The sequence below is a fragment of the Aeropyrum camini SY1 = JCM 12091 genome, from assembly GCF_000591035.1.
GTDB lineage: Archaea > Thermoproteota > Thermoprotei_A > Sulfolobales > Acidilobaceae > Aeropyrum > Aeropyrum camini.
Map to the genome: position 1 here is coordinate 1,538,879 of NC_022521.1, position 18,411 is coordinate 1,557,289.

The window sequence follows — 18,411 nt, forward strand, 5'->3', positions numbered from 1 at the left end:
TTAAGGCTTGGTGTACAGCCTGTGGAGTATTCTAGACTCGGAAAGACTGGTATAAAAGTCTCGCGGGTAGGGCTGGGCACGTGGCAGTTCAGCGAGTTCTGGGGCGTCACCGACTATGCCGCGGCCAAGTCGATAATAGAGGCAGCGGTGGAGGCGGGTATCAACCTCATAGATACTGCATACCTCTACGGCAGAGGTGTTAGTGAGGAGTTTGTGGGCAGGGCGCTCAGGGATATCGGAGTGGCGAGGGGAGAGGTTGTCATAGCCTCTAAGATACCTGGCGAGCTCCTTGGGCGCGACGACGTGTTCAAGGCTGTAGAGATAAGCCTTAGACGGCTTGGCGTCGATAGCATAGACGTCATGCAGGTTCACTGGCCACCCATATGGAGGCACGTCCCCGCCTGCGAGTACGCCAGGGCTCTTGAAAGGCTCGTAGCCCTGGGTAGAATCGGGTATGTGGGGCTCAGCAACCACCCCCCGCCTATGGTAGAGGCTTTCAGAAGCTGCCTGTCAAGGATTGATGTCGAGGTTATGCAGTACAGGTTTAACCTCGTGGAGCGTGAGGCTGAGCAGGAGATCATACCCCTCGCGGAGAAGCTCGGAGCGTCCCTCCTCACCTGGAGCCCCCTCGCCAAGGGCGCTGTGCTCGGTAAGTACAGCCTCGAGGAAGTCAGGAGCGACGAGAAGCTTAGGTCTAGAGACGCCGTCTACCACCCAGAGAACTACGCTCAGATACTCGAGATCGCCGGGGCTCTAAAGAGCCTCGCCGAGAGGTATGGCAAGACCCCCAGCCAGGTCGCTCTAAACTGGATCATTGGCTACAGCGAGAACACCATACCAATACCGGGGGCGAAGAGCCCTGAGCAGGCGAGGGAGAACGCGGGGGCAGCCGGGTGGAGGCTGAGCTACGGGGACTGGAGGCTTCTCGACAGGATTAGCAGGAAGGTCAGGATATCCTATGCTCTAGGCTAGCGAGAGCCTCCCCGCCAAACCGGCTCAACACCCACACCGGGGGCCGTCTACCCCAGCTTCTTCGAAAGCCGCGCTACCACATCTAGGGCACTCCACTTGTCCTTCAGCGGCTCGCAGCATACGCCGCCGTGGCAAATGTAGAACGTAGGCCTACCGCCCTCCACGGGGGGCATTGAGGCCGCGTACTCTACCAGCCTCCTGAGGTCCTCGGGCCTCGGGCTTATGTGGAGTACCAGGTAGGGGTTGTATACTCTCTCGAGGACCTCGCCCCTGAAACCCTCGCCAGCCCCCTGGGCGAAGACCTCGACGGCGAGGGGGGCGGTGTTTAGGGTGGCCAGGGCTAGTGATGCGTGGGCCACTGGATCCTGCTCCAGCCTCGCCGCAACCCTTCTAAGAGCCCTGAGGGCCGCCTCCCTAGCCCTCATCCACCCGGTGGCCCTGTGGACTAGTAGAAGCGCGTGGACCGCGGTGCCGTAGGCTCCGGGGTAGGCCGTGTCCTCCACGTCGGCGGGCGTGTCTGGGTTGTGCGGGCCTGGTGGAGAGAGCCTGAAATACCCTCCCCCGGGGCTCCACAGCAGGTCTATCATATCCTTTACCAGGCTCCTGGCGGTCTCTAGAGCCTCGGATTCTCCCGTCACTGTGTAGAGGGCTGTGAGCGCGGCGGCGGGATAGGCGTAGTCAGGCAGCATGCCCTCGACGCACTCGGCGTTTCCATAGCAGGCGTGGCTGATCCTGTCTCCGTCCATCCTCTCCTCCACGAGCCTCCACAGGGCTCTGGCGGGCTCTAGGACCTGGGGGTCGCGCGTGGCCCAGTAGAGGTGGGCTAGCGCGTGGAGCATCATGCCGTTCCAGTCTGTTAGAACTTTCCCGTCAACCCTAGGTCTCTCCCTCCCACCCCTAACATTTATGAGGACCTTTCTAGCCTCCCAGAGGACCTCCCAGGCCCTATCCGGGGTTAACCCCAGCTTCTCAGCAGCCCTCTCCAGCCGCTCCCCCACGTGGAGGAGGTTCCTCCCGGTCCTAGCACCGGTGGCCTCGTCGAAGACATTCCCCTCCCGCGAAAGGTTGAAGAGGCCTATGGCCTCGGGCGGGAGGCCGCCGTAGGCCTCCGCCTCCTCCAGGGTGAAGGTGTAGTAGGCCCCCTCGCCCTCGCTCGTGTCGGCGTCCACGCTCGACGCGAAGCCCCTCCCCGTCCAGAGCCAGGACTTGGCGAATTCTAGTGTGGATAGGGCGAAGTCGAGGTATACCCTGTCGCCCGAGGCTATGTAAGCCTCGGTGAGGACCTGGATTATCCACGCCTGGTCGTACAGCATCTTCTCGTAGTGCGGCAGCCTCCAGTCCCTGGTTATGCTGTACCTGTGGAGCCCGCCCTCGACCAGATCGTATACCCCGCTGAAGAGCATGTGGTCTAGGGTGCCGGTGAGCATGCTTAGGGCTCTCGAATCCCCGGTGAGGGAGGCTCTGGCGTGGAGTAGGAGGGCTTGGTGAATGGGGAACTTCATGCCCCTTCCAAAGCCGCCGTAGGCCGGGTCGTAGGCTCCCTCCAGGGTGGATACAGCCCTCTCCAGCAGGTCCCCGGGCTTGGGTATTCTGCCTGGGGCTAGGGCCAGCTTGTACTGGTCTAGCATGGCGCTGGCCCTCTCAGCGACCTCCAGGACCTCTGCCCTCCTCTCCCTCCACAGCCTCTCTAGGGATATCGCCAGCGCCACGAGGCTCTCCTTGGGTATGTAGGTGGCGACGTAGAACGGCTTACCGTCTGGCGTCAGGACGACGTTGAGCGGCCACCCGCAGCTCCCGCTTGCCAGGGCACAGTACCTCATAAGCATGCTGTCAACGTCCGGCCTCTCCTCCCTGTCCACCTTTACCATGACGAACACCCTGTTGAGGACATCGGCCACCATTGGGTCTGAGAAGCTCTCCCTCTGCATCACGTGGCACCAGTGGCAGGAGCTGTAGCCCACGCTGACGAACAGGGGCTTGTCTAGCCTTCTAGCCGTCTCGAAAGCCTCAACACCCCAGGGTCGCCAGTCGACGGGGTCGCAGGAGTGTTGCCTCAGATACCTGCTCCCCGCCGAGGCCAGCCTGTTTGGCCTCTGGCACTTCGGTTCTCCGGTCAAGGAAGCGGTCTACACCCCTCCAGCCCTATAGCATGTTCTACTCGGGCGGATACTTAGGGCGGAGTCTATACCCGCCGGCCGAGATAGTCCAGAGTGAGTAGAAGGACAACGACGTCTATCACCACAATCCCGTACGCCTCCGCCACAGCGGCGCTGGGCCAGCCAGCAGTCAGGCCTACAAGTATGTAGACGGGGAAGGCCACGAGGGATATCAGGAGGGATGCTAGGCTTACGCTACTTCGTCGCACCTTGTAGGCTCCGAGCGAGAGTGCTATGAGGGCCATATCCATCTGTACGAAGAACCATGTAGAGACGAACACGTGGGGCCTGGTCCCCGCCGGGTAGACGCCTATGAGGGAGAGAAAAATACCCGCTGTTAGGAGGAGGCCGGAGCCGAATGCCTCGATCTTGTTGAGGGAGACCTTGTAGGGGCATAGGGAGTAGAGGACGACCATGAGGCCAACCAGTATCAAGCCATAATTATAGACCCAGGGATACCTTGCAGCCCCGCCGCCGAGATCGCTGAAGGCATGCTCCGTGAACACGAACCATCCAGAGTTTAAAGCCCAGGAGACACCTATGACAATCCACGCTGCGGCAGCCGCTGCTGGGCCTAGGATGCAGGCGTGTCGAGCCAAGAAACATCCACCTTCTCCGTGACTTGTCGGCGAAACATGTTAAAGTCTCTACTATAGTCAAGATACTTACCTCTGAGGGGCTCATTGTTGGGAAGACTATTCTCCACAGGACAATATGGAATCGTGAGGTGGGAGTATGCTGTCCTAGCTATTGCTGTGGCGAACGTATCCACAGCGTCGATACTGGTTAGGCTCGCTGGCGTCCACGGCTTCGCGGCGGCGACGTGGAGGCTGGTTCTCAGCACGATACTCACCGCCTCCATACTGGCCGCCGCATACGCCCTTGGCTCCCACAGGAGGCCTAGCCTCCCACAAGGCATGGACCTTCTACTGTCTATAGCCTCCGGCACAGCCCTCGCCCTTCACTTCGACCTCTGGATGGCCAGCCTTTTCCACATGAGCGTCGCCATGAGCGTCACCGTGGTCGACAGCTACCCGGCTGTCCTAGCCCTTGTCGGCTACCGGGTGTTCAGGGAAAGGTACACCCCGCTACAGCTCCTAGGCGCTTTTGCCGCTATGGCGGGAGTCGCGGGTATAGCCTTCTACTCGAGCCATGGGGCGAGCTCGCCCCCGGGAGGCGACCCGCTGAAGGGGTTTCTGCTGGCCTTCGCCGGGATGCTGGCGGTGGCAGCCTACTTCTCGATAGGTAAGGGTCTCAGGCAGAGGTACACCACCCTAGAGTATACCCTCCCAGTCTACGGCTCCGCAGCCCTGGTGAGCGCCCTACTAACGATCCTAGTTGTCAAGGCGCCCCTCACAGGCTACAATGAAGAGGTCTACCTCTACCTAGCCCTCCTAGCACTACTCCCCATGCTGGGCGGGCACACCCTGATAAACCTTCTCCTACGCAGGCTCAGCCTCCTAGCAGCTACTGTCCCCATTTTGGGCGAGCCGGTGGGGGCGGCGGCGCTGGCGTGGATTATACTGGGTGAGAAGCTTGAGATTGTCGAGGCACTGCTCATGGCCATTGTCCTTATGGGCATCGGCCTCGTACTCTACGAGGAAAATAGGGTTAAAGTTGAAGGCTCGGCTGGCTCTAGCACTCAAGGGTAGGTGAGCTGATAGCATAATTAGCTTGTGTACCATAAAACTATGTCTCTGGGCCTTTGGGGGTTGCAACTGTTTGTGCAGGCTTCTAGCTGGCTATGCCTGGAGCCCCGAGGGGGCTAGGCTCCTGGGCAGGCTCGCCTCTCTTGTTGCCAGCGCCGCGGAATATGATCCGTACCTGGATCGCATCCATGATGATGCGAGGCACTGTCATGGATACGGTTTCATACTTCTGAGTAGGAAGGGTGAGGAGGGCTGGTTTGCCGTTTATGAAAGATTCGACGCCTATGGGGGGCCGTCTGACGACTGTTCCGAGAACCTCGAGGGGCTACGGCGCGCTGCGAGTAGGGTTGGGAGGCTTCTTGAAGATGCTGGCGAGGCCTTCCTCATAATCCATGCACGCCGCGCCAGTAGGGGTTCGCCGCGTGGCACTGCGAATGCCCACCCGTTCGCTGTTAAGGCTGTTATGAGGGATGGCGTTATGGAGTTCTACCTGGCTCACAACGGGTCCTTGGAGAAGTCTAGCCTAGCCGCCTCTCTCGGGGTTAGGGCGGAGGGATACACCGACTCACACCTACTAGCGCTTTCTATAGCCAGGGAGGCGGAGCTGACTGGCGAGGACCTCAGCGGGCTTCTAGCAAAACATTATGAACACGTGAAGACGGCCTACAACATAGCGGTTCTCACCCTGAAGGACTCGGCAGGAAGGCTTGAGCCCGCCTTATACCTGGCGGCGGGGAGCCGGGATGACTTGGGGGAGGAGGTGAAGAGGTACTACCAGCACTTTATATTCGAAGACTCAGGGGCGGCAGGAATGGCCTCCTCCACCGTATACCACCTGGCATTGAGGGAGGGCGTTGCTGGAAGGCTTGGAACCAGCTTCAGCCCCGCAGGCGGAGGTGTCTATAGAATCGCGCCTCAAGCTAGAGGGGTTGAAAGGCTCAGGAACCTATAGGCGAGACTCAGGCCTGCCTTACATGCATTAGGATGCTAGAAAAACTCTAGCCAGCTGCGAAACTACGTATATACTGAGGGCCAGCTTAACCCTGCACAGTATGTGTACAGCTTGGTAGCGTGATAGGGTGTCGCCTATGACGGGTAAGGTTGAGGAGTGGATCAAAGCCAGAGGCCTAAGCTGGAGGCTCCTTGAGATGCCCGGCTCTACCCGTACGGTAGCTGAGGCCGCCAGATGGGTGGGTGTGGACGAGTCCAATATTGTGAAGACTCTCATAGCGCTTGACAGCGAGGGCAACGCTTATGCCGTTATAGTCCCGGGGGGCAGGAGGCTCAGCCTGAGGAAGCTGGGGTGGCTGGTGGGCAAGCCCGTCAGGCTAGCGAGGCCGGGGGAGGTCCTGGAGTTGACAGGCTATCCCGTAGGCGGCGTCCCCCCGGTAGCTCTCCCCCAGGGCATTGTTGTCGTGGTTGACTCTTCCCTTCTTAACAGGGAGAGGGTGTACGGAGGAGGGGGCAGTGTAAACACCCTTCTAGAATTCAACCCCAAAGAGCTTGTAGAAGCCGTTGGGGCTGTGGTGGGGGACGTTTCAGAGTAGCCCGGGGCAAACCCGGCTCGGAGGGTCAGGGCATTGTCATGGATTGACGTGTACAGGAGTATCTGGAGGCTCGCTGCCAGGAGGGGTGGGAGGATCGGCGACGCCTTTCTATCTGAGGTGGAGTCGTATCTTGTTGAGGCGCTCCATGTGCTTGAGGGCTGGAGACCAGACCCGGCGGACTGCAAGTGGCTGCCTAGTCTAGCGAGGGAATTGAGGATTCTATCAAGAGTTCTATCTTCTGATGTTCTGCTAGAGGCTAGGGAGTATGGTCTTGATCGGGAGAGGGTGGCAAGCGTGTTGAGCCTCCTTAAGAGGCTTGAGGCCGAGTCGGCTAGAATAGACTCGCTGTGTAAGTGATGGAGGGAGGGTGGGTCTGCTAGATAAGTACGAGTATGGCTAGCCCTATAGCGATTGCCGCCAGTCTAATCAGGATGTGGAACCCCCCGCTTAGCCCCGCCACAACCGCTATAGTGGCTGCGAGCACCTTAAACGCAGGTATGAGCTGGGGTAGGCCTGGCTCTGCTACAAGGCCCGGCTCCAGCAGAACTCCAACCATCACCGTGAATAGGGGTATGGCGAATCTCAATGCCTCCAGCATGGTTTCTACAAACCCTGAACCGGCTATCCTGCTTGTAACGGCGGCCGTCACACTGGTTGGGGGGCTGAGCTCGCTCATAACTCCGAGTAGGAAAGCGTAGAAGTGGACCGCCCAGGGGTTAAACCCGGCTTGAAGCATGTAGGGGCCTATAACGACCACGGTCAATATGTAGGTAACCACTGGCGGGAGGCCGAGGCCTACTAGGTAGCCGAAGACGAACGCTAGGGCGACCAGTAGGAGCTTGTTCCCGGCGCCCACTTCGAGGAGCAGGAAGCCGACTCTCGTGGGAACTCCTGTTATAGTCATCAGCCCGGTCATCACGCCCAGGGCCGCTAGGAGTATGGTGATGTCTGCGACGAAGCCGGAGAATATCTTGAGGGCCTCTGCAAGCCTCCCGAGGATTCTACCAGCCCTGTCCCTAAGGCCACTCCCGGCGGCCCCTTCAGAAGCGGCTAGTAAAGCCAATAGTAGGATGGATGACTGTAGGGCAGCGTAGGCGGGGTACTCCCTCTTCAGCCCCATAAGAATAATCAGGAGGAGTATTGAGGCCACCAGGCTAGAAGCCTTGTACACCTCTAGCTTGCCGTACTCCAGCTTCAAGGTTGTGGAGCCCGCTAGAAAGGCTCTAGATGCTAGATAGACCGCCAGGGCAAGCCCTATATAGTATATGAGAGCTGGCGCCCAGCCCCTGGCCACCACGTCGAAGTAGGACACTCCAAGATAGTCGGCCATCACGAAGGCGCTTATACCCATTATCGGGGGCATAAGCTGGCCTCCAATGCTCGACGCCGTCTCTATCGCTGCAGCCTTTACCGGGGGCATGCCAGCCCTCTTCATCAGCGGTATCGTTATACTACCCGTGGATGCCGCGTTAGCCGCCCCACTTCCGCTGACCATCGCAATAATCATGCTGCCTACAACAGCAGCCTGTGGAAGGAGCCTAGGCCTAGAGCCGAGGACCCCTATTACAAGGCGTATTACACTGTCTACGGCACCGAAGGCCTGAGCTATGCTTATGAAAAGCATGAACGCCCCTATAAGGGTGAGGGCGAGCTGGGGAAGCTTCTCGAATACGCCCGTCTCGAATTCTACGCTCATAGCGGTGATTATCCGCTCCAACCTTATTCCGGGGTGGTCGAACGGGTAGGGGGCCCAGCTCCCGTTTAGTGTGTAGAGGAATAGGAGTGCGTTGAGTATGAATATCGCCCTGTATTTCAGGAGGACTGCAAACATAACCATGGAGAAGGCGATCCCGCCTATTATGATGTCGAGGGTGTTGTATGACCCTAGCCTAACAGTGTTCAGCTCTCTGAACTCGGCTGTTATATAGCCTGAGACGGTGAGGGCGGCTAGCAGGCTGAGGACAACTATTCCGGCGTTGAGGGCTCTCGGTAGCCTGGCTACAGGCCCGCCTTTCAAATAGAGGGATAGGAGGGTTAGAAACACTGTGTAGGGGACCATAACTGTAGCTAGGAGAATCGGCCCGCCAAGCCCTGTGTAGTAGTAGTATAGGAGGGCTACTGTAAAAAACAGGGAAGCTACAAGATAGAGGTCCTCGGCCCGCGGCTTTCCCAGCCTCAAAGCGGTGTATGCACCCTCTCTGAGCGAGTTTCTCTCTAGGAGGAGCCCGCTATTCTCCACTCGTCCTTCCAGGCCCCCATCTCCTTCAGGAACTTGGCGAGTCCTGGATGGACAGGGACTAGATCTGCCAGCGAGTCTATAGCCTGAACCTGGAATCCCACGAAGTCGTTTTTGAGCTGGCTGAACGCGGGGTCGAGGCTCGCAAGCTCGTCTATGTTCTCGTACGTCGCCTTAACAATCTTATAGACTATATCTTCGCTGAGGTTCAGGCCCGTATGGAACCCGTAGAATATCCTGACACCCACAAACTCGTCAACACCCACCGGCTCTGGGAAGGCATTTGCGGACACCCTGGCGACAGGTATGCCAGCCTGCTCCAGCTTCTGAACTTCCTCTGGACACGGGTTTACGACCACTAGGTCTATCTGGGCCAGCATGTTCTGTATCCACGGCGCGACACTCCTCTCACCCGTCACATAAACACCTGTGGCTACTATGTCTCCCCTGCTGAGGCTGGTTGCAACGGCCTCTAGATCAAGCTCTTTATGCTCGTACTTTATACCAAGGGTGTCCAGAGCCTTCCTCAACGCCGTTCCCGTATCCCAGCCCAGTGGTAGCGTGAATATTGTCTTACCGTCTAAGTCGCTCCAGCATTTGAACTCCCCCGCCTTATCCTTGGGCACGGCGAGGCCTATGTCTATAGTGAAGACCCATAGGGTTTGTACAGGCAGCCTATCCGCCTTGAACCCCTCGAACCTCCCGGTGCCAGTGTACATCTCTCTGAACGCTATATCCGCCCCGTAGGCCCCGTCGAGATCGCCTGTGGCGAACCCTTTCATGCTGGCTATGGCGCCGGACTGGGGCTCAACAACTATCTCTATCTCCGGGGTATCTCACGGTTTAGGACCTGGGCCAGAGTTGTTAATGCTTTATACCCGCTGGAGCCTACCCTGGAAGTACCCCACCGAATAACCGTCTTCTCTCCTGTGGGAGAGGTCTCGGTGGCTTTCCCCGTACCCGTCTCTGTGGCCGTGGGCTGCTGCTCAGCCCCGCCTCCCCCCAGTAGCATGTACCCCGCTATCAGGATTACTAAAATAACCACTGCAGCCGCGGCCGCCATCACTAAAGTCCTGTTCTGGGCCAATTTACCACCTTCCACGCCTACACAGGTTCTACATGTATAAAACTATTGAAATATCTTGTTATTAAATCGACATATAGTGTCTGGGCTAATAAGGTTAAGAAACATATCCTCCAAACCATAGCCTCAAAGATGTGGGAAAATTAAGGATGGGGAAAGGAGAATTAGGGGTTAAAAAGCTTAGAGAAAATTTTGTTTAGGGGTGTGAGTACGGCTAGCGGACGGCGAACTTTATCTCCTTGAATGTCACTGTCTTTAGCAACGTCTCGTGGGCTCTTCCAATCTTCCTTATGTTTGCGAGGGTTAGCTTGTAGTCCGGGTTCTGTGCTGCTGGGTCCACGCTCGGTGTTGTCACTGCGTTGGCGCCCACGGCTTTGGGATGGGCCATGATAAGGAATATTGTTCCGGGGGCCACGACCCTGGTCACCCATACCATGGCTGTTGTGGATCCATAGTCGTTGTACACAACTACTATGTCACCGCTCTCTAGACCCTCCTTAGCGGCGTCATCCGGGTTGACCTGGACGATGTTCATGGGGTGCCTGGCCATTATCTCAACTACATTCGGGTCGGCATAGCCTGTCTGCCAGATGGCGTTGTATCTACCGTTCACTACCCAGTACTTGTAGCCCTTCCTTATCAGCTCGTCCACGTAGGGCGGATACTTATCCCAGACAGCAGGCCATGGCTTTAGATGGCCTGGGACGTAGCTCCTGACTGTCTCGTTGGACGGGACAACCTCGATTTTCCTTGTGATGGTGCCGTCGGGCTTCACCACCACTACCTCCTCTCTGTAGGTGTCGTTGAGGGCGGGCTCCATGAGGTTGACGACGCCTCTGACCTCGATGGTGCCGTCGGGCTTCACATCTAGCTTTGTTATGGGCAGCACTGTCCCTATAGTCCTCAGCTTCCTCATTATGTTGAGGTCGAGCTTCTTGAATTCGGGCGTCCAGAACTGGACCTCCCAGTGTACTCCCAGACGCGCGTAGGCCTCGTCAGCATTGGCTATATAGGTCTTGAAAATCTCGTTCTCAACCTCAACACTCGGATCCCTCGCGTTAGCCTCCATAGCATCCCAGATGGGCTGGAAGGCCTTCCTAAACCTTTCTGCAACAGGGTCGTCGCCCCTGCCCTCCTCCTCATAAAGCTCCACTATTCTCTTGGCGACGTTGGCCAGTATCCACCAGTCTGGTTTGGCCTCGCCAGGTGGATCTAGCCAGGCATCGGCTATCCTGAACCTCCTCTCGTGGACTCCCATCCTGACGTCAGGCCACTCGCCATTGTTGAAAGCAGCGGGCAGGACGACATGGGCATCTTCAACCATGAACGTCGGGTATATGTCCTCTACTATGACGAAGAGGCCTCCCGTCTCCTCGAGAGCCTGGAGGACCTTCTCCGCGTACTCCTTCGAGGAGGGCGGCGTTGTTATCACGGGCTCTAGGGCTCCGGGGTCGTAGTTAGGCTGCGACTCCTTCCCCCCTACGTTGGCGTAGGCCTCGGCGAACACGTACCTGGTGACTCTCCAGGCTCTATCGCCTACGACAGCCTTGAGCCTCTGGGAGTTGGGGGCTAGCCTGTAGTTATCCATGTCTATGACCCATAGCACCTTCCCTTCTCCATTGGCGAGCCTGAAGTCAGTTGTGGGCATGAAATAGTCGGCCCTAGGGTACTTGGTGTTGTAGTACTCGTCGTACAGGCTCTTGTCGGGGTAGGCTATGTGGTGCCTTTCCTCCGTCCACGGCGGCGGTGGGGGGGCAGGGCTTGCGAAGCCCTCCTGATGGCCTCCCTGCCTCTGGCAGCCGCATCCTGGGACGCCTCTGGTGGCGCCCGCTATCATGCAGAGGTCGAAGAGGCTGTATATCGACCTGTAGTTCTGGTTCCATATTATGCCCTTCTCGTACATTAGCCATACTCTCTTGGGATACCCGCCGCTCTTACGCTCGGCTATCCACTTTGCAGCAAGCTCTATCTTATCCCTCGGCACCCCGGTGATGCTCTCGGCCTCCGCGAGGACCTCGTCCAGACTCTTCTTGCCAACTTGGAGGGCGTCTGAGAGGTATTTCTGGAAGCCGTCCTCGTCCCAGTTGAAGCCCCAGCTGGAGGCGGCGCTTCTATAGTGGTTTACAAACTCGTCCACCACATCCCTGTATCTCTCGTATATAACCCTGGCTATGGCGTTAGCCAGCACTATGTCGGTACCCGGCTTAATCTGGAGGTGCAGGACCCTATCCTTCCCCGCAGCGGCTTCAGCCGCCTCGACGCTCTCAGTTCTCCTGGGATCAACTATTATTATTCTGCTGTCTATTATCGGCTCCCCGGGGTTGAACCACTTCTGCTTCTCACCCTTGGTAGCCCCCCTCAGGTTGTCCAGGACGTGTTTTACGAACATGACAGTAGCTGTCGAGTACGAGTTGGCGCCCCAAAGTATTATCACGTCCGCTAGCCTCAGGTCATGGTAGGAGGTGTTCATGGCGCCGGGACCTGCATCGCCCGCCGCAGGGTTCTCGGGGCCGAAGAACGGCCTGTTGTGTATCCTGGCGAAAGCCGTTCTAACGCCGTAGAAGAAGAATAGGCCGACTACCGTGTTGAATATCATTCCACCTCCTCCGCCGCCCCCATGGTCCATACGGTGTGCGAATACGGCGTGGCCCTCCTTACCCCATCCAGGCCTCTCTACGCCCCACTTGTCTATAGTGCCTTTCACGACCCTGGCCACAAGGTCGATCGCGTACTCCCAGGAGACAGGCTCTAGCCTTCCTCCGAACCTTACGAGGGGCTTTGTCAGCCTCCTCTCGCCTGCTATGTTCCATGGGCTCCATATCCTCTCAGCCTGCGTTCCCCCCCTCACCGAATGGTTGCCCCAGTTTATGGGGCACTCGGGGCTGGGTATCTGTGCGACGTAAACCTCTCTCCAGCTTCCTGTGCCTCTACCCTTCTCCCAGGTCCTCCTTATCGTCTTTACAACCATAGCCTCGGAGATCCAGGGCTCTCCCTCCTCCGCGCTCAGACCCACGTGCTCCTTTGTAAAGTCCGGCTGCTTCACAAGATTCCTCCCATAAGCCTCGTCGACTATCTTATACTCGATGCCGTGCCCCCCAGGCTCTGGGAAGCCCTCTGCGCCAGCAGGCCAGACGTACACGTCATAGCCGCATCCGACGTTGCAGAACTGGCACATGGTCGTGTAGCGCTGCGCCCCCTTGGGGGGTAAGGGAACCCTTCCTCTCCTAGGATACACCATTACGCCTTCACCCCCTGAAGGTTATCATAACGCCCATACACCAAGGCCGTAAAACCTACGGCGTAAATGTCCCCAGTGGCCTCGTCGTACTCGAGGATAACCTGGGGTAGATACTCTGTGGCGTGGCCGATCACTGGCTGGCCGCCCTTGGCTGGGTCGAACTGGGAGAAGTGCAGAGGGCAGACTAGGGTTTTAGTGTTGCTATCGAATATCAGGAAGCCGCCCATGTGGGTGCATAGCATGCTGAACGCTACAACATCCTTCTCCGGGCCTACTCCGTTGACGGCCTCTTCACCAAGCTTAATAACAACGATTCTATGGCCTATGTACTCTTTGAAGACAGGCTGGCCGGTGTTGAGCTCGCTGATATTGGCTATCTTAACCCTGGGATACTTTTTCTCGACAAGCTGGACCTGCGTCTGAGTCTGTGTGACAGTAGCCGTCTCAGTAGTCGTGGCTGTCACGGTCTCAGTAGGCCCTGGCTTTATAACCTCCTTCTCCTTTGGAAAAGCCGTTCTCCCTACGACAGCTCCGACGATGAAAGCAGCCGCCCCGGCACCTGCTGCTGCGAGAAACTCCCTCCTGGTGATCCTCAAGCCCTTATCTTGCCCACCGTTATTTCCTTCGGACACTCGTTAACCATCCCTTAGGACATGCGTCATGAATTAATAAGTTTAACATGGAGAGCCACTGATATATATTTGATCTCTTCTGGTATTAATAGAGGAAAATTTCATATGAGGTAATGTTGGAAACAATGAAAATATAGAGGAAAGCCGTCCATAGCGCTGAAAAATTAGTCTAGCTTTTCATCAAAGACCTTGAACCCTGGCGCCTCAATGAACTGGGAGGTTAGAAATTCTTTACTAGTGTTTGCTTCTAGTATGAGGGCCTAGTTTGAAATAGGCTTCTGCACACCTCTCGTTATGGAAAACAAGGATTCTCCCGTCCTCTAGTACAACAGTGTACGGCCTGCCAACTATTATGCTCTGGCAGAAGGAGCACTTTGGCTGAACCCTTTCAAGAGGCTTTTCGGGGACCCAGGGCTCGTCGCCTACCTCCTTGTCAATGTATATGGTTTTTACGACGTTGAAGCCAGCATTCTCTATATCCCCCACAATCTTTTCAACACCGGAGGGGTCGATCGTCCTTGCGATAGCAGCTCCGAGCCCCCGTTTAGACGAATAGAATATCCTCTCTACTCCGCCAGATCTTAGTATGGAAACTTCTCCATTGCCTCCCCTGCCTTCGGGGGCCTGGAAAAGTATTAGGTAGGTTAGCGTGCCTAGGACCTCAGGGTCGATTGATGCTCTACAGCCTTTAAGCACTCCAAGCGCCCTCAGCCTTCTAATCCTTTTCCTCACGTTAGGGACGCTCACTCCCACCGCCTGGGAGATCTCTTTTGTGGTGGTGGTACAGTCTCTAGCCAGTATCCTCAATATCTCAACATCTATTGCATCCAACCCTCTAGACCCGGGTTTCAAAATGCCACCCTCACTAGTAGCTGGTGTTTGAATTGCCTGTTAAAACCGGTGTCCATGCTGTTTAACTGGGTAGTTTCCCGAGCCTCAGACCTCCTCGGCTAGAGATTCTCTTCGATAGAGTGTAAGTGTTGTAGTGTAGTAGGATAAGGGATGCTACGGCAAGAGGGATCCAGTACTTGGCTAGTATCAGGGTGAAGGCCAGGGATCCTAGGCTAAGGCCCATAATTGAGAGTGCCACCGGCAGGACTCCTATACAGCAGGAGGATGCAGCTAACAATGGTATTGCGGTTGAGGCTATGGTTCTTAACAATGTTAATCTACCCCCTACTGGTCCAGTCTTGTCAATATCGTTAGACCCTACATTGCAGTCGCATTCATCCGAGCTAAGGTACATTATTAGTGTGATATTGAGGGCGAAGTATGAGCTGACAATAGCACCGAGTAGAATGAGCGGCGTGTCAAGCACTAGCACCATCTTGCCCAGGGAGACTGCTACGGCTGGTAAGCTGGGTGCTATGAGGCTTGGAAATACCGAGGCTGATATACTGGAAGAGCTTACTAGCCTAAGCATGCCTGATGCTGGCAGGTATAACGTTAGAAACCCGGTAAACACCATGAGGAACAGCTTTTTCCACCTTGGATTCGACAAGATTCTTAGGGATGAGATGTAAGGTTTAAGCAGTAAGCCTCTTACCAGCCCACCCGGTCTAGGATTCGTCACGGGACTTCACCCCGTTAGAAAGTTTTTAATTACAGACTCGAGCTCGGCGAGGCTTGGGGCCGCACCGGTGTATAGGATATTGCCTGACCTGTCCATGATCACTATGTAATCTATAGATTTGACGTCGAACCTCTTGACTAAGGTTCCATCATCCATAACTAATATCCACGTGGGGTCCCCATAACTATTCACGAATCTTCTAAACATCTCCGGAGAGTCTGGGGGCGGGTAGCCAGGCTTATTTAAGCCCAGAACCTCTAAAGACTCTTTTGTCCAAAAGTCAACAGCTATAATCGTAATCCCATCATACTCATCATGGAGACTATTTAACACGTCCGCCATATACACGCAGGAGGGGCACCAGGCAGCCATAAACCAGAGGATAACAACTCTCCCCTCAACATCGGCGAGGCTGACTGTCTCGCCATCTATGGTCTTGAAGTCTATGTGACCCAGCTCTGCAGCCTTCCCAGGCTGGCTATTGGACTCTGGAGTCTTAACTATGTTGTAAGCTGTGTAGCCAGCGGTAACGAGTAGAATCATAGCAGCCGCTAGGGCAAATATCCGCCTGGCGGGCAAGACGGCGAGCACCCTCTGTACCTCCATCTAATCAACTGTACCCAAGTTTTATGGTGGTCTGAGAACAGCATATTCCTAGATCGAATTAAAGGAGAGTGGCTATGATTCGCTTAAGCTAAATAGTTATGCTGTAATAGTTCCCCGGGGAACCTATAATGATTGAGGATTTGGCATTGTGGAAAACGGTCTATCTCCTCTGTAGAGCCCACTCTGTTAGTGTCCCGCTTCTATGTGCGATCTTCTCATATGGGTAGAGACTGTACTCCTAGCACTCCGTTGAGGCTCCTCAGCTTTCTGACTATTGTTCTCCAATCGTCTTTGCCTCCCACGACGGCTATTGTTATGCAGTAGGGGCCTTGGAGTATTTGGTGATAGAGTGCTATTAGCTCCTCACTGTAGCTGTGTATCAGGCCGACTATGTTTTTGTCAACATACGGGCTCGCCTTATGGTCGCTTAGCACAACAATGAGCCTATAATTGCCTGACGACTTGTTACCCTCACCCTCTAGGAATGTCTGGAGCGCGGTTTTTATTAGGTCGCTTCTACTCCTGTAACCATACTGTTCTACAGCCCTGTCTACCTTCTTAACAAGGTCGTCGGGTAGACTCACGCTGATGACTGCTACCATCCGTGTCACCCTTTAATAAATTCTATTTAGCAAGTTAATAAACTTTCATTAGGTACTGTTGAATTTTAATATACCTTGAGAAACCCAAAAGTAGTGGTGGGGTGGAGCGTAGTGAGCGAAGAACAAAAACGCAAGCACGCCATGGATGAAGATGAAAATGGTCATCATGCAGAAAAAGAAGTATTCATTGTTACGGGATTATTAAGCATAGCAGGTATACTACTGTGGTTTCTCGGTGTAAGTGAGGTTTCTATAGCCGCGATCTGGGTCGTGACTCTCATAATCTCTATAGCAGCAGTCAGGGAGCTGGTTCTTGAGAAGAGACTAACTGTAGAGCTTCTAATGGCAATAGTAGGGTTCATACTAGCGTACCACAGCATAGTTCTCGAAGGCCTAATAATTATGCTCCTATACAGCTTTGCGGAGAGTCTAGAGGCACAGGTTGAAAAGCTGGCGCTCCGGCGGCTCGACGAGGCTAGGAAGCTGATTCCCAAGAGGGTTAGGGTTATTAGGAATGGAGCTATAGAGGAGGTTGACCCCTCACAGGTCAAGCCTGGAGATGTGGTTCTAGTCAGGAAGGGAGAAGCGGTACCGGTGGACGGTGTGCTCCTCGACACAGGTGTATTCGACCTCAGACTGATAACAGGCGAGAGCGAGCCTGTCACGGTGGAGAGCGGTAGAGCTATAGAGAGTGGAGCGATCAACGTCGGCCAGCCGGTTAAGGTGAAGGCTCTGAAAACCAGCTCGGAGTCCACTATTCAGCGGATAGTCTCGAACGCCCTTGAGCTTCTTCGGGAGAAAGGGGCCACGCAGAGGCTCATAGACAGGCTCGCTCCGTATATGATTGTGATTGTTATAGGCGCTTTCACTGCTGCATATGTTATTTTAGGACCTGAGAAGAGCGTGGTCCTCCTACTCGCAGGCTGCCCCAGCGCCTTTATAATAGCCAGCTCGGCGGCAACCAGCTACTCCATAGCAACCCTCGCAACAAGAGGAATAGTCGCTAGGGGGGGCAGGAGTCTTGAGTCGGCTGGCAAGATAAGGGCTGTGGTACTAGACAAGACTGGAACCATAACGATGGGCACGCTCAAGCCCTCAAGGGTTGTTGTCCTGAGGGGTGTGGCAAGCCGGGACGGTCTGCTCAATCTCGTGGCAGCCGCGGCCTCAACAAGCCTACACCCACTTAGCATAGCGATAGCGAGGCATTGGAAGCCCATGGGGAGCGTGGAGAGGGTTGAGGAGGTTCCTGGAAAGGGGCTGAGGGCTGTTGTCTCAGGCAGGACACTCCTCCTCGGGTCGGAGAAGTTCTTGGAGGAGGAGGTCGGCTTAAGGCCGGGAAACCCTTGTGGCGATGAGGTGCCCGTGTTCGCGCATATAGATGGGACAACCATGGCTATATGTATGAGTGAGGAGGTTAGTGAGAAGACAAAGGCTGCTATAGGCGAGATGAAGAGGATGGGGCTCAAGCTAGTTCTGGCTAGCGGTGATAGGAGAAATAAGGTTGAGAAGATTGCTAGGGAGCTGGGTATCGAGGAGTACTATGCGGAGCTCAAGCCGGAGGACAAGCTAGAGGTTATTAGAAGGGTACGGGAGAAGTACGGGCCAGTCTCAATGATTGGAGATGGCGTGAACGATCTCGAAGCCCTAGCAGCCAGCGACCTGGGGGTGGCGGTGGGCAATATAGATGCTGTGAGGAGTCTTGCCGACGCGGTTCTCGTCAACGGCGTTGCAGACGCGCCCAGGCTATACCGGATGGGCCGGGCTTACCTAAGGGGCTTAAAGTCGGGCCTCTTTGCAGCTGCGGCTGTAAAGCTTGCTGTGATTGCGCTGGGGGTTGGGGGCTCTATACCGCTGTGGCTCGTGGCGTTGCTGGGCGATGACGGGAGCACTCTCATAGGCACGGCGGCGGCCATAATGGCAATAACACTCAACTATAGGAGGTGACCCACCTTCGGTCACCGCAGGTCGGAAGTATACCAGCATTTTACTGGCTAGAGAGACCGTCCCCGTGAAGCTTGGCTTTTACTCGGCATCCCACTTAATGATATGTATGTTAGACCCTAGAGAGTCAAGCCGGTATCGTTATCAGCACGGTGTTTAAGAAAGTACTTGACAT

Annotated in this window: 17 protein-coding genes; 7 read left to right on the top strand and 10 right to left on the bottom strand. The window is 55.8% G+C overall.

Going from position 1 to position 18,411, the window contains the following annotated elements:
• Positions 1 to 21 precede the first annotated feature (21 nt).
• On the top strand, positions 22 to 972 hold the full coding sequence (locus ACAM_RS08040) for an aldo/keto reductase (protein WP_022542322.1): 951 nt from the start codon (positions 22 to 24) through the stop codon (positions 970 to 972).
• Between the two features lie 47 nt (positions 973 to 1,019).
• Here the strand turns inward: ACAM_RS08040 and ACAM_RS08045 are convergent, their stop codons facing one another.
• Both ACAM_RS08045 and ACAM_RS08050 read right to left on the bottom strand, forming a co-directional pair.
• Positions 1,020 to 3,089, bottom strand: coding sequence for a thioredoxin domain-containing protein (locus tag ACAM_RS08045; RefSeq protein ID WP_022542323.1), 2,070 nt, complete (start codon positions 3,087 to 3,089; stop codon positions 1,020 to 1,022).
• 65 nt (positions 3,090 to 3,154) lie between these two features.
• Positions 3,155 to 3,727 carry a DUF998 domain-containing protein gene (locus tag ACAM_RS08050; RefSeq protein WP_022542324.1) on the bottom strand — a complete coding sequence of 191 codons (573 nt, stop codon included), beginning with the start codon at positions 3,725 to 3,727 and terminating at the stop codon, positions 3,155 to 3,157.
• 87 nt (positions 3,728 to 3,814) lie between these two features.
• On the opposite strand from ACAM_RS08050, the gene ACAM_RS08055 reads away from it, so the two are divergent.
• The 4 genes from ACAM_RS08055 (at position 3,815) to ACAM_RS08070 (ending at position 6,681) form a co-directional block, all read left to right on the top strand.
• Positions 3,815 to 4,780 (top strand): DMT family transporter, encoded by a 966-nt coding sequence (locus ACAM_RS08055; protein WP_022542325.1) that lies wholly within the window; start codon positions 3,815 to 3,817, stop codon positions 4,778 to 4,780.
• Between the two features lie 70 nt (positions 4,781 to 4,850).
• The gene (locus ACAM_RS08060; protein WP_022542326.1) at positions 4,851 to 5,729 is read left to right on the top strand and encodes a class II glutamine amidotransferase; all 879 of its coding nucleotides are present in this window, start codon (positions 4,851 to 4,853) and stop codon (positions 5,727 to 5,729) included.
• A gap of 136 nt (positions 5,730 to 5,865) precedes the next feature.
• Positions 5,866 to 6,324, top strand: coding sequence for a YbaK/EbsC family protein (locus ACAM_RS08065; protein ID WP_022542327.1), 459 nt, complete (start codon positions 5,866 to 5,868; stop codon positions 6,322 to 6,324).
• Between the two features lie 33 nt (positions 6,325 to 6,357).
• The gene (locus ACAM_RS08070) at positions 6,358 to 6,681 is read left to right on the top strand and encodes a hypothetical protein (RefSeq protein ID WP_022542328.1); all 324 of its coding nucleotides are present in this window, start codon (positions 6,358 to 6,360) and stop codon (positions 6,679 to 6,681) included.
• Positions 6,682 to 6,700: 19 nt separating this feature from the next.
• On the opposite strand, the gene ACAM_RS08075 is transcribed toward ACAM_RS08070, so the two are convergent.
• The 6 genes from ACAM_RS08075 to ACAM_RS08100 form a co-directional block, all read right to left on the bottom strand.
• Entirely contained in the window at positions 6,701 to 8,503 is a 1,803-nt protein-coding gene (locus ACAM_RS08075; protein WP_148706492.1) for a TRAP transporter permease, read from the bottom strand.
• Positions 8,504 to 8,538: 35 nt separating this feature from the next.
• Complete coding sequence (locus tag ACAM_RS08080) at positions 8,539 to 9,342, bottom strand: TAXI family TRAP transporter solute-binding subunit (protein ID WP_022542330.1); 804 nt, start codon at positions 9,340 to 9,342, stop codon at positions 8,539 to 8,541.
• Between the two features lie 38 nt (positions 9,343 to 9,380).
• The gene (locus ACAM_RS08085; RefSeq protein ID WP_022542331.1) at positions 9,381 to 9,647 is read right to left on the bottom strand and encodes a hypothetical protein; all 267 of its coding nucleotides are present in this window, start codon (positions 9,645 to 9,647) and stop codon (positions 9,381 to 9,383) included.
• Between the two features lie 211 nt (positions 9,648 to 9,858).
• A complete protein-coding gene (locus tag ACAM_RS08090; protein WP_022542332.1) occupies positions 9,859 to 12,882 on the bottom strand; it encodes an arsenate reductase (azurin) large subunit in 3,024 nt (1,007 codons plus the stop codon).
• Positions 12,882 to 13,514 (bottom strand): arsenate reductase (azurin) small subunit, encoded by a 633-nt coding sequence (locus tag ACAM_RS08095; RefSeq protein WP_062661257.1) that lies wholly within the window; start codon positions 13,512 to 13,514, stop codon positions 12,882 to 12,884. Before ACAM_RS08095 ends, ACAM_RS08090 begins: the two co-directional genes overlap by 1 nt.
• A gap of 234 nt (positions 13,515 to 13,748) precedes the next feature.
• The gene (locus tag ACAM_RS08100) at positions 13,749 to 14,366 is read right to left on the bottom strand and encodes an Lrp/AsnC family transcriptional regulator (RefSeq protein ID WP_022542334.1); all 618 of its coding nucleotides are present in this window, start codon (positions 14,364 to 14,366) and stop codon (positions 13,749 to 13,751) included.
• 176 nt (positions 14,367 to 14,542) lie between these two features.
• On the opposite strand from ACAM_RS08100, the gene ACAM_RS08105 reads away from it, so the two are divergent.
• Positions 14,543 to 15,037: a hypothetical protein gene (locus ACAM_RS08105; protein WP_022542335.1), complete on the top strand. Its 495-nt coding sequence runs from the start codon at positions 14,543 to 14,545 to the stop codon at positions 15,035 to 15,037.
• A 56-nt stretch (positions 15,038 to 15,093) separates the two neighbouring features.
• On the opposite strand, the gene ACAM_RS08110 is transcribed toward ACAM_RS08105, so the two are convergent.
• Together ACAM_RS08110 and ACAM_RS08115 are read right to left on the bottom strand one after the other, a co-directional pair.
• Positions 15,094 to 15,693 carry a TlpA family protein disulfide reductase gene (locus tag ACAM_RS08110; protein ID WP_148706493.1) on the bottom strand — a complete coding sequence of 200 codons (600 nt, stop codon included), beginning with the start codon at positions 15,691 to 15,693 and terminating at the stop codon, positions 15,094 to 15,096.
• A gap of 215 nt (positions 15,694 to 15,908) precedes the next feature.
• Positions 15,909 to 16,295, bottom strand: a complete 387-nt coding sequence (locus tag ACAM_RS08115) for a CopG family ribbon-helix-helix protein (RefSeq protein ID WP_022542337.1) — start codon at positions 16,293 to 16,295, stop codon at positions 15,909 to 15,911.
• Between the two features lie 111 nt (positions 16,296 to 16,406).
• On the opposite strand from ACAM_RS08115, the gene ACAM_RS08120 reads away from it, so the two are divergent.
• Positions 16,407 to 18,239 (top strand): heavy metal translocating P-type ATPase, encoded by a 1,833-nt coding sequence (locus tag ACAM_RS08120; protein WP_022542338.1) that lies wholly within the window; start codon positions 16,407 to 16,409, stop codon positions 18,237 to 18,239.
• Positions 18,240 to 18,411 lie beyond the last annotated feature (172 nt).

What these genes read in the sequence shown, in the direction of transcription:
- ACAM_RS08065 (WP_022542327.1), top strand. Translation starts at nt 5,866, where the DNA reads ATGACGGGTAAGGTTGAGGAGTGGATCAAAGCCAGAGGCCTAAGCTGG.
- ACAM_RS08080 (WP_022542330.1), bottom strand. Translation starts at nt 9,342, where the DNA reads ATGAAAGGGTTCGCCACAGGCGATCTCGACGGGGCCTACGGGGCGGAT.
- ACAM_RS08090 (WP_022542332.1), bottom strand. Translation starts at nt 12,882, where the DNA reads ATGGTGTATCCTAGGAGAGGAAGGGTTCCCTTACCCCCCAAGGGGGCG.
- ACAM_RS08110 (WP_148706493.1), bottom strand. Translation starts at nt 15,693, where the DNA reads ATGGAGGTACAGAGGGTGCTCGCCGTCTTGCCCGCCAGGCGGATATTT.
- ACAM_RS08115 (WP_022542337.1), bottom strand. Translation starts at nt 16,295, where the DNA reads ATGGTAGCAGTCATCAGCGTGAGTCTACCCGACGACCTTGTTAAGAAG.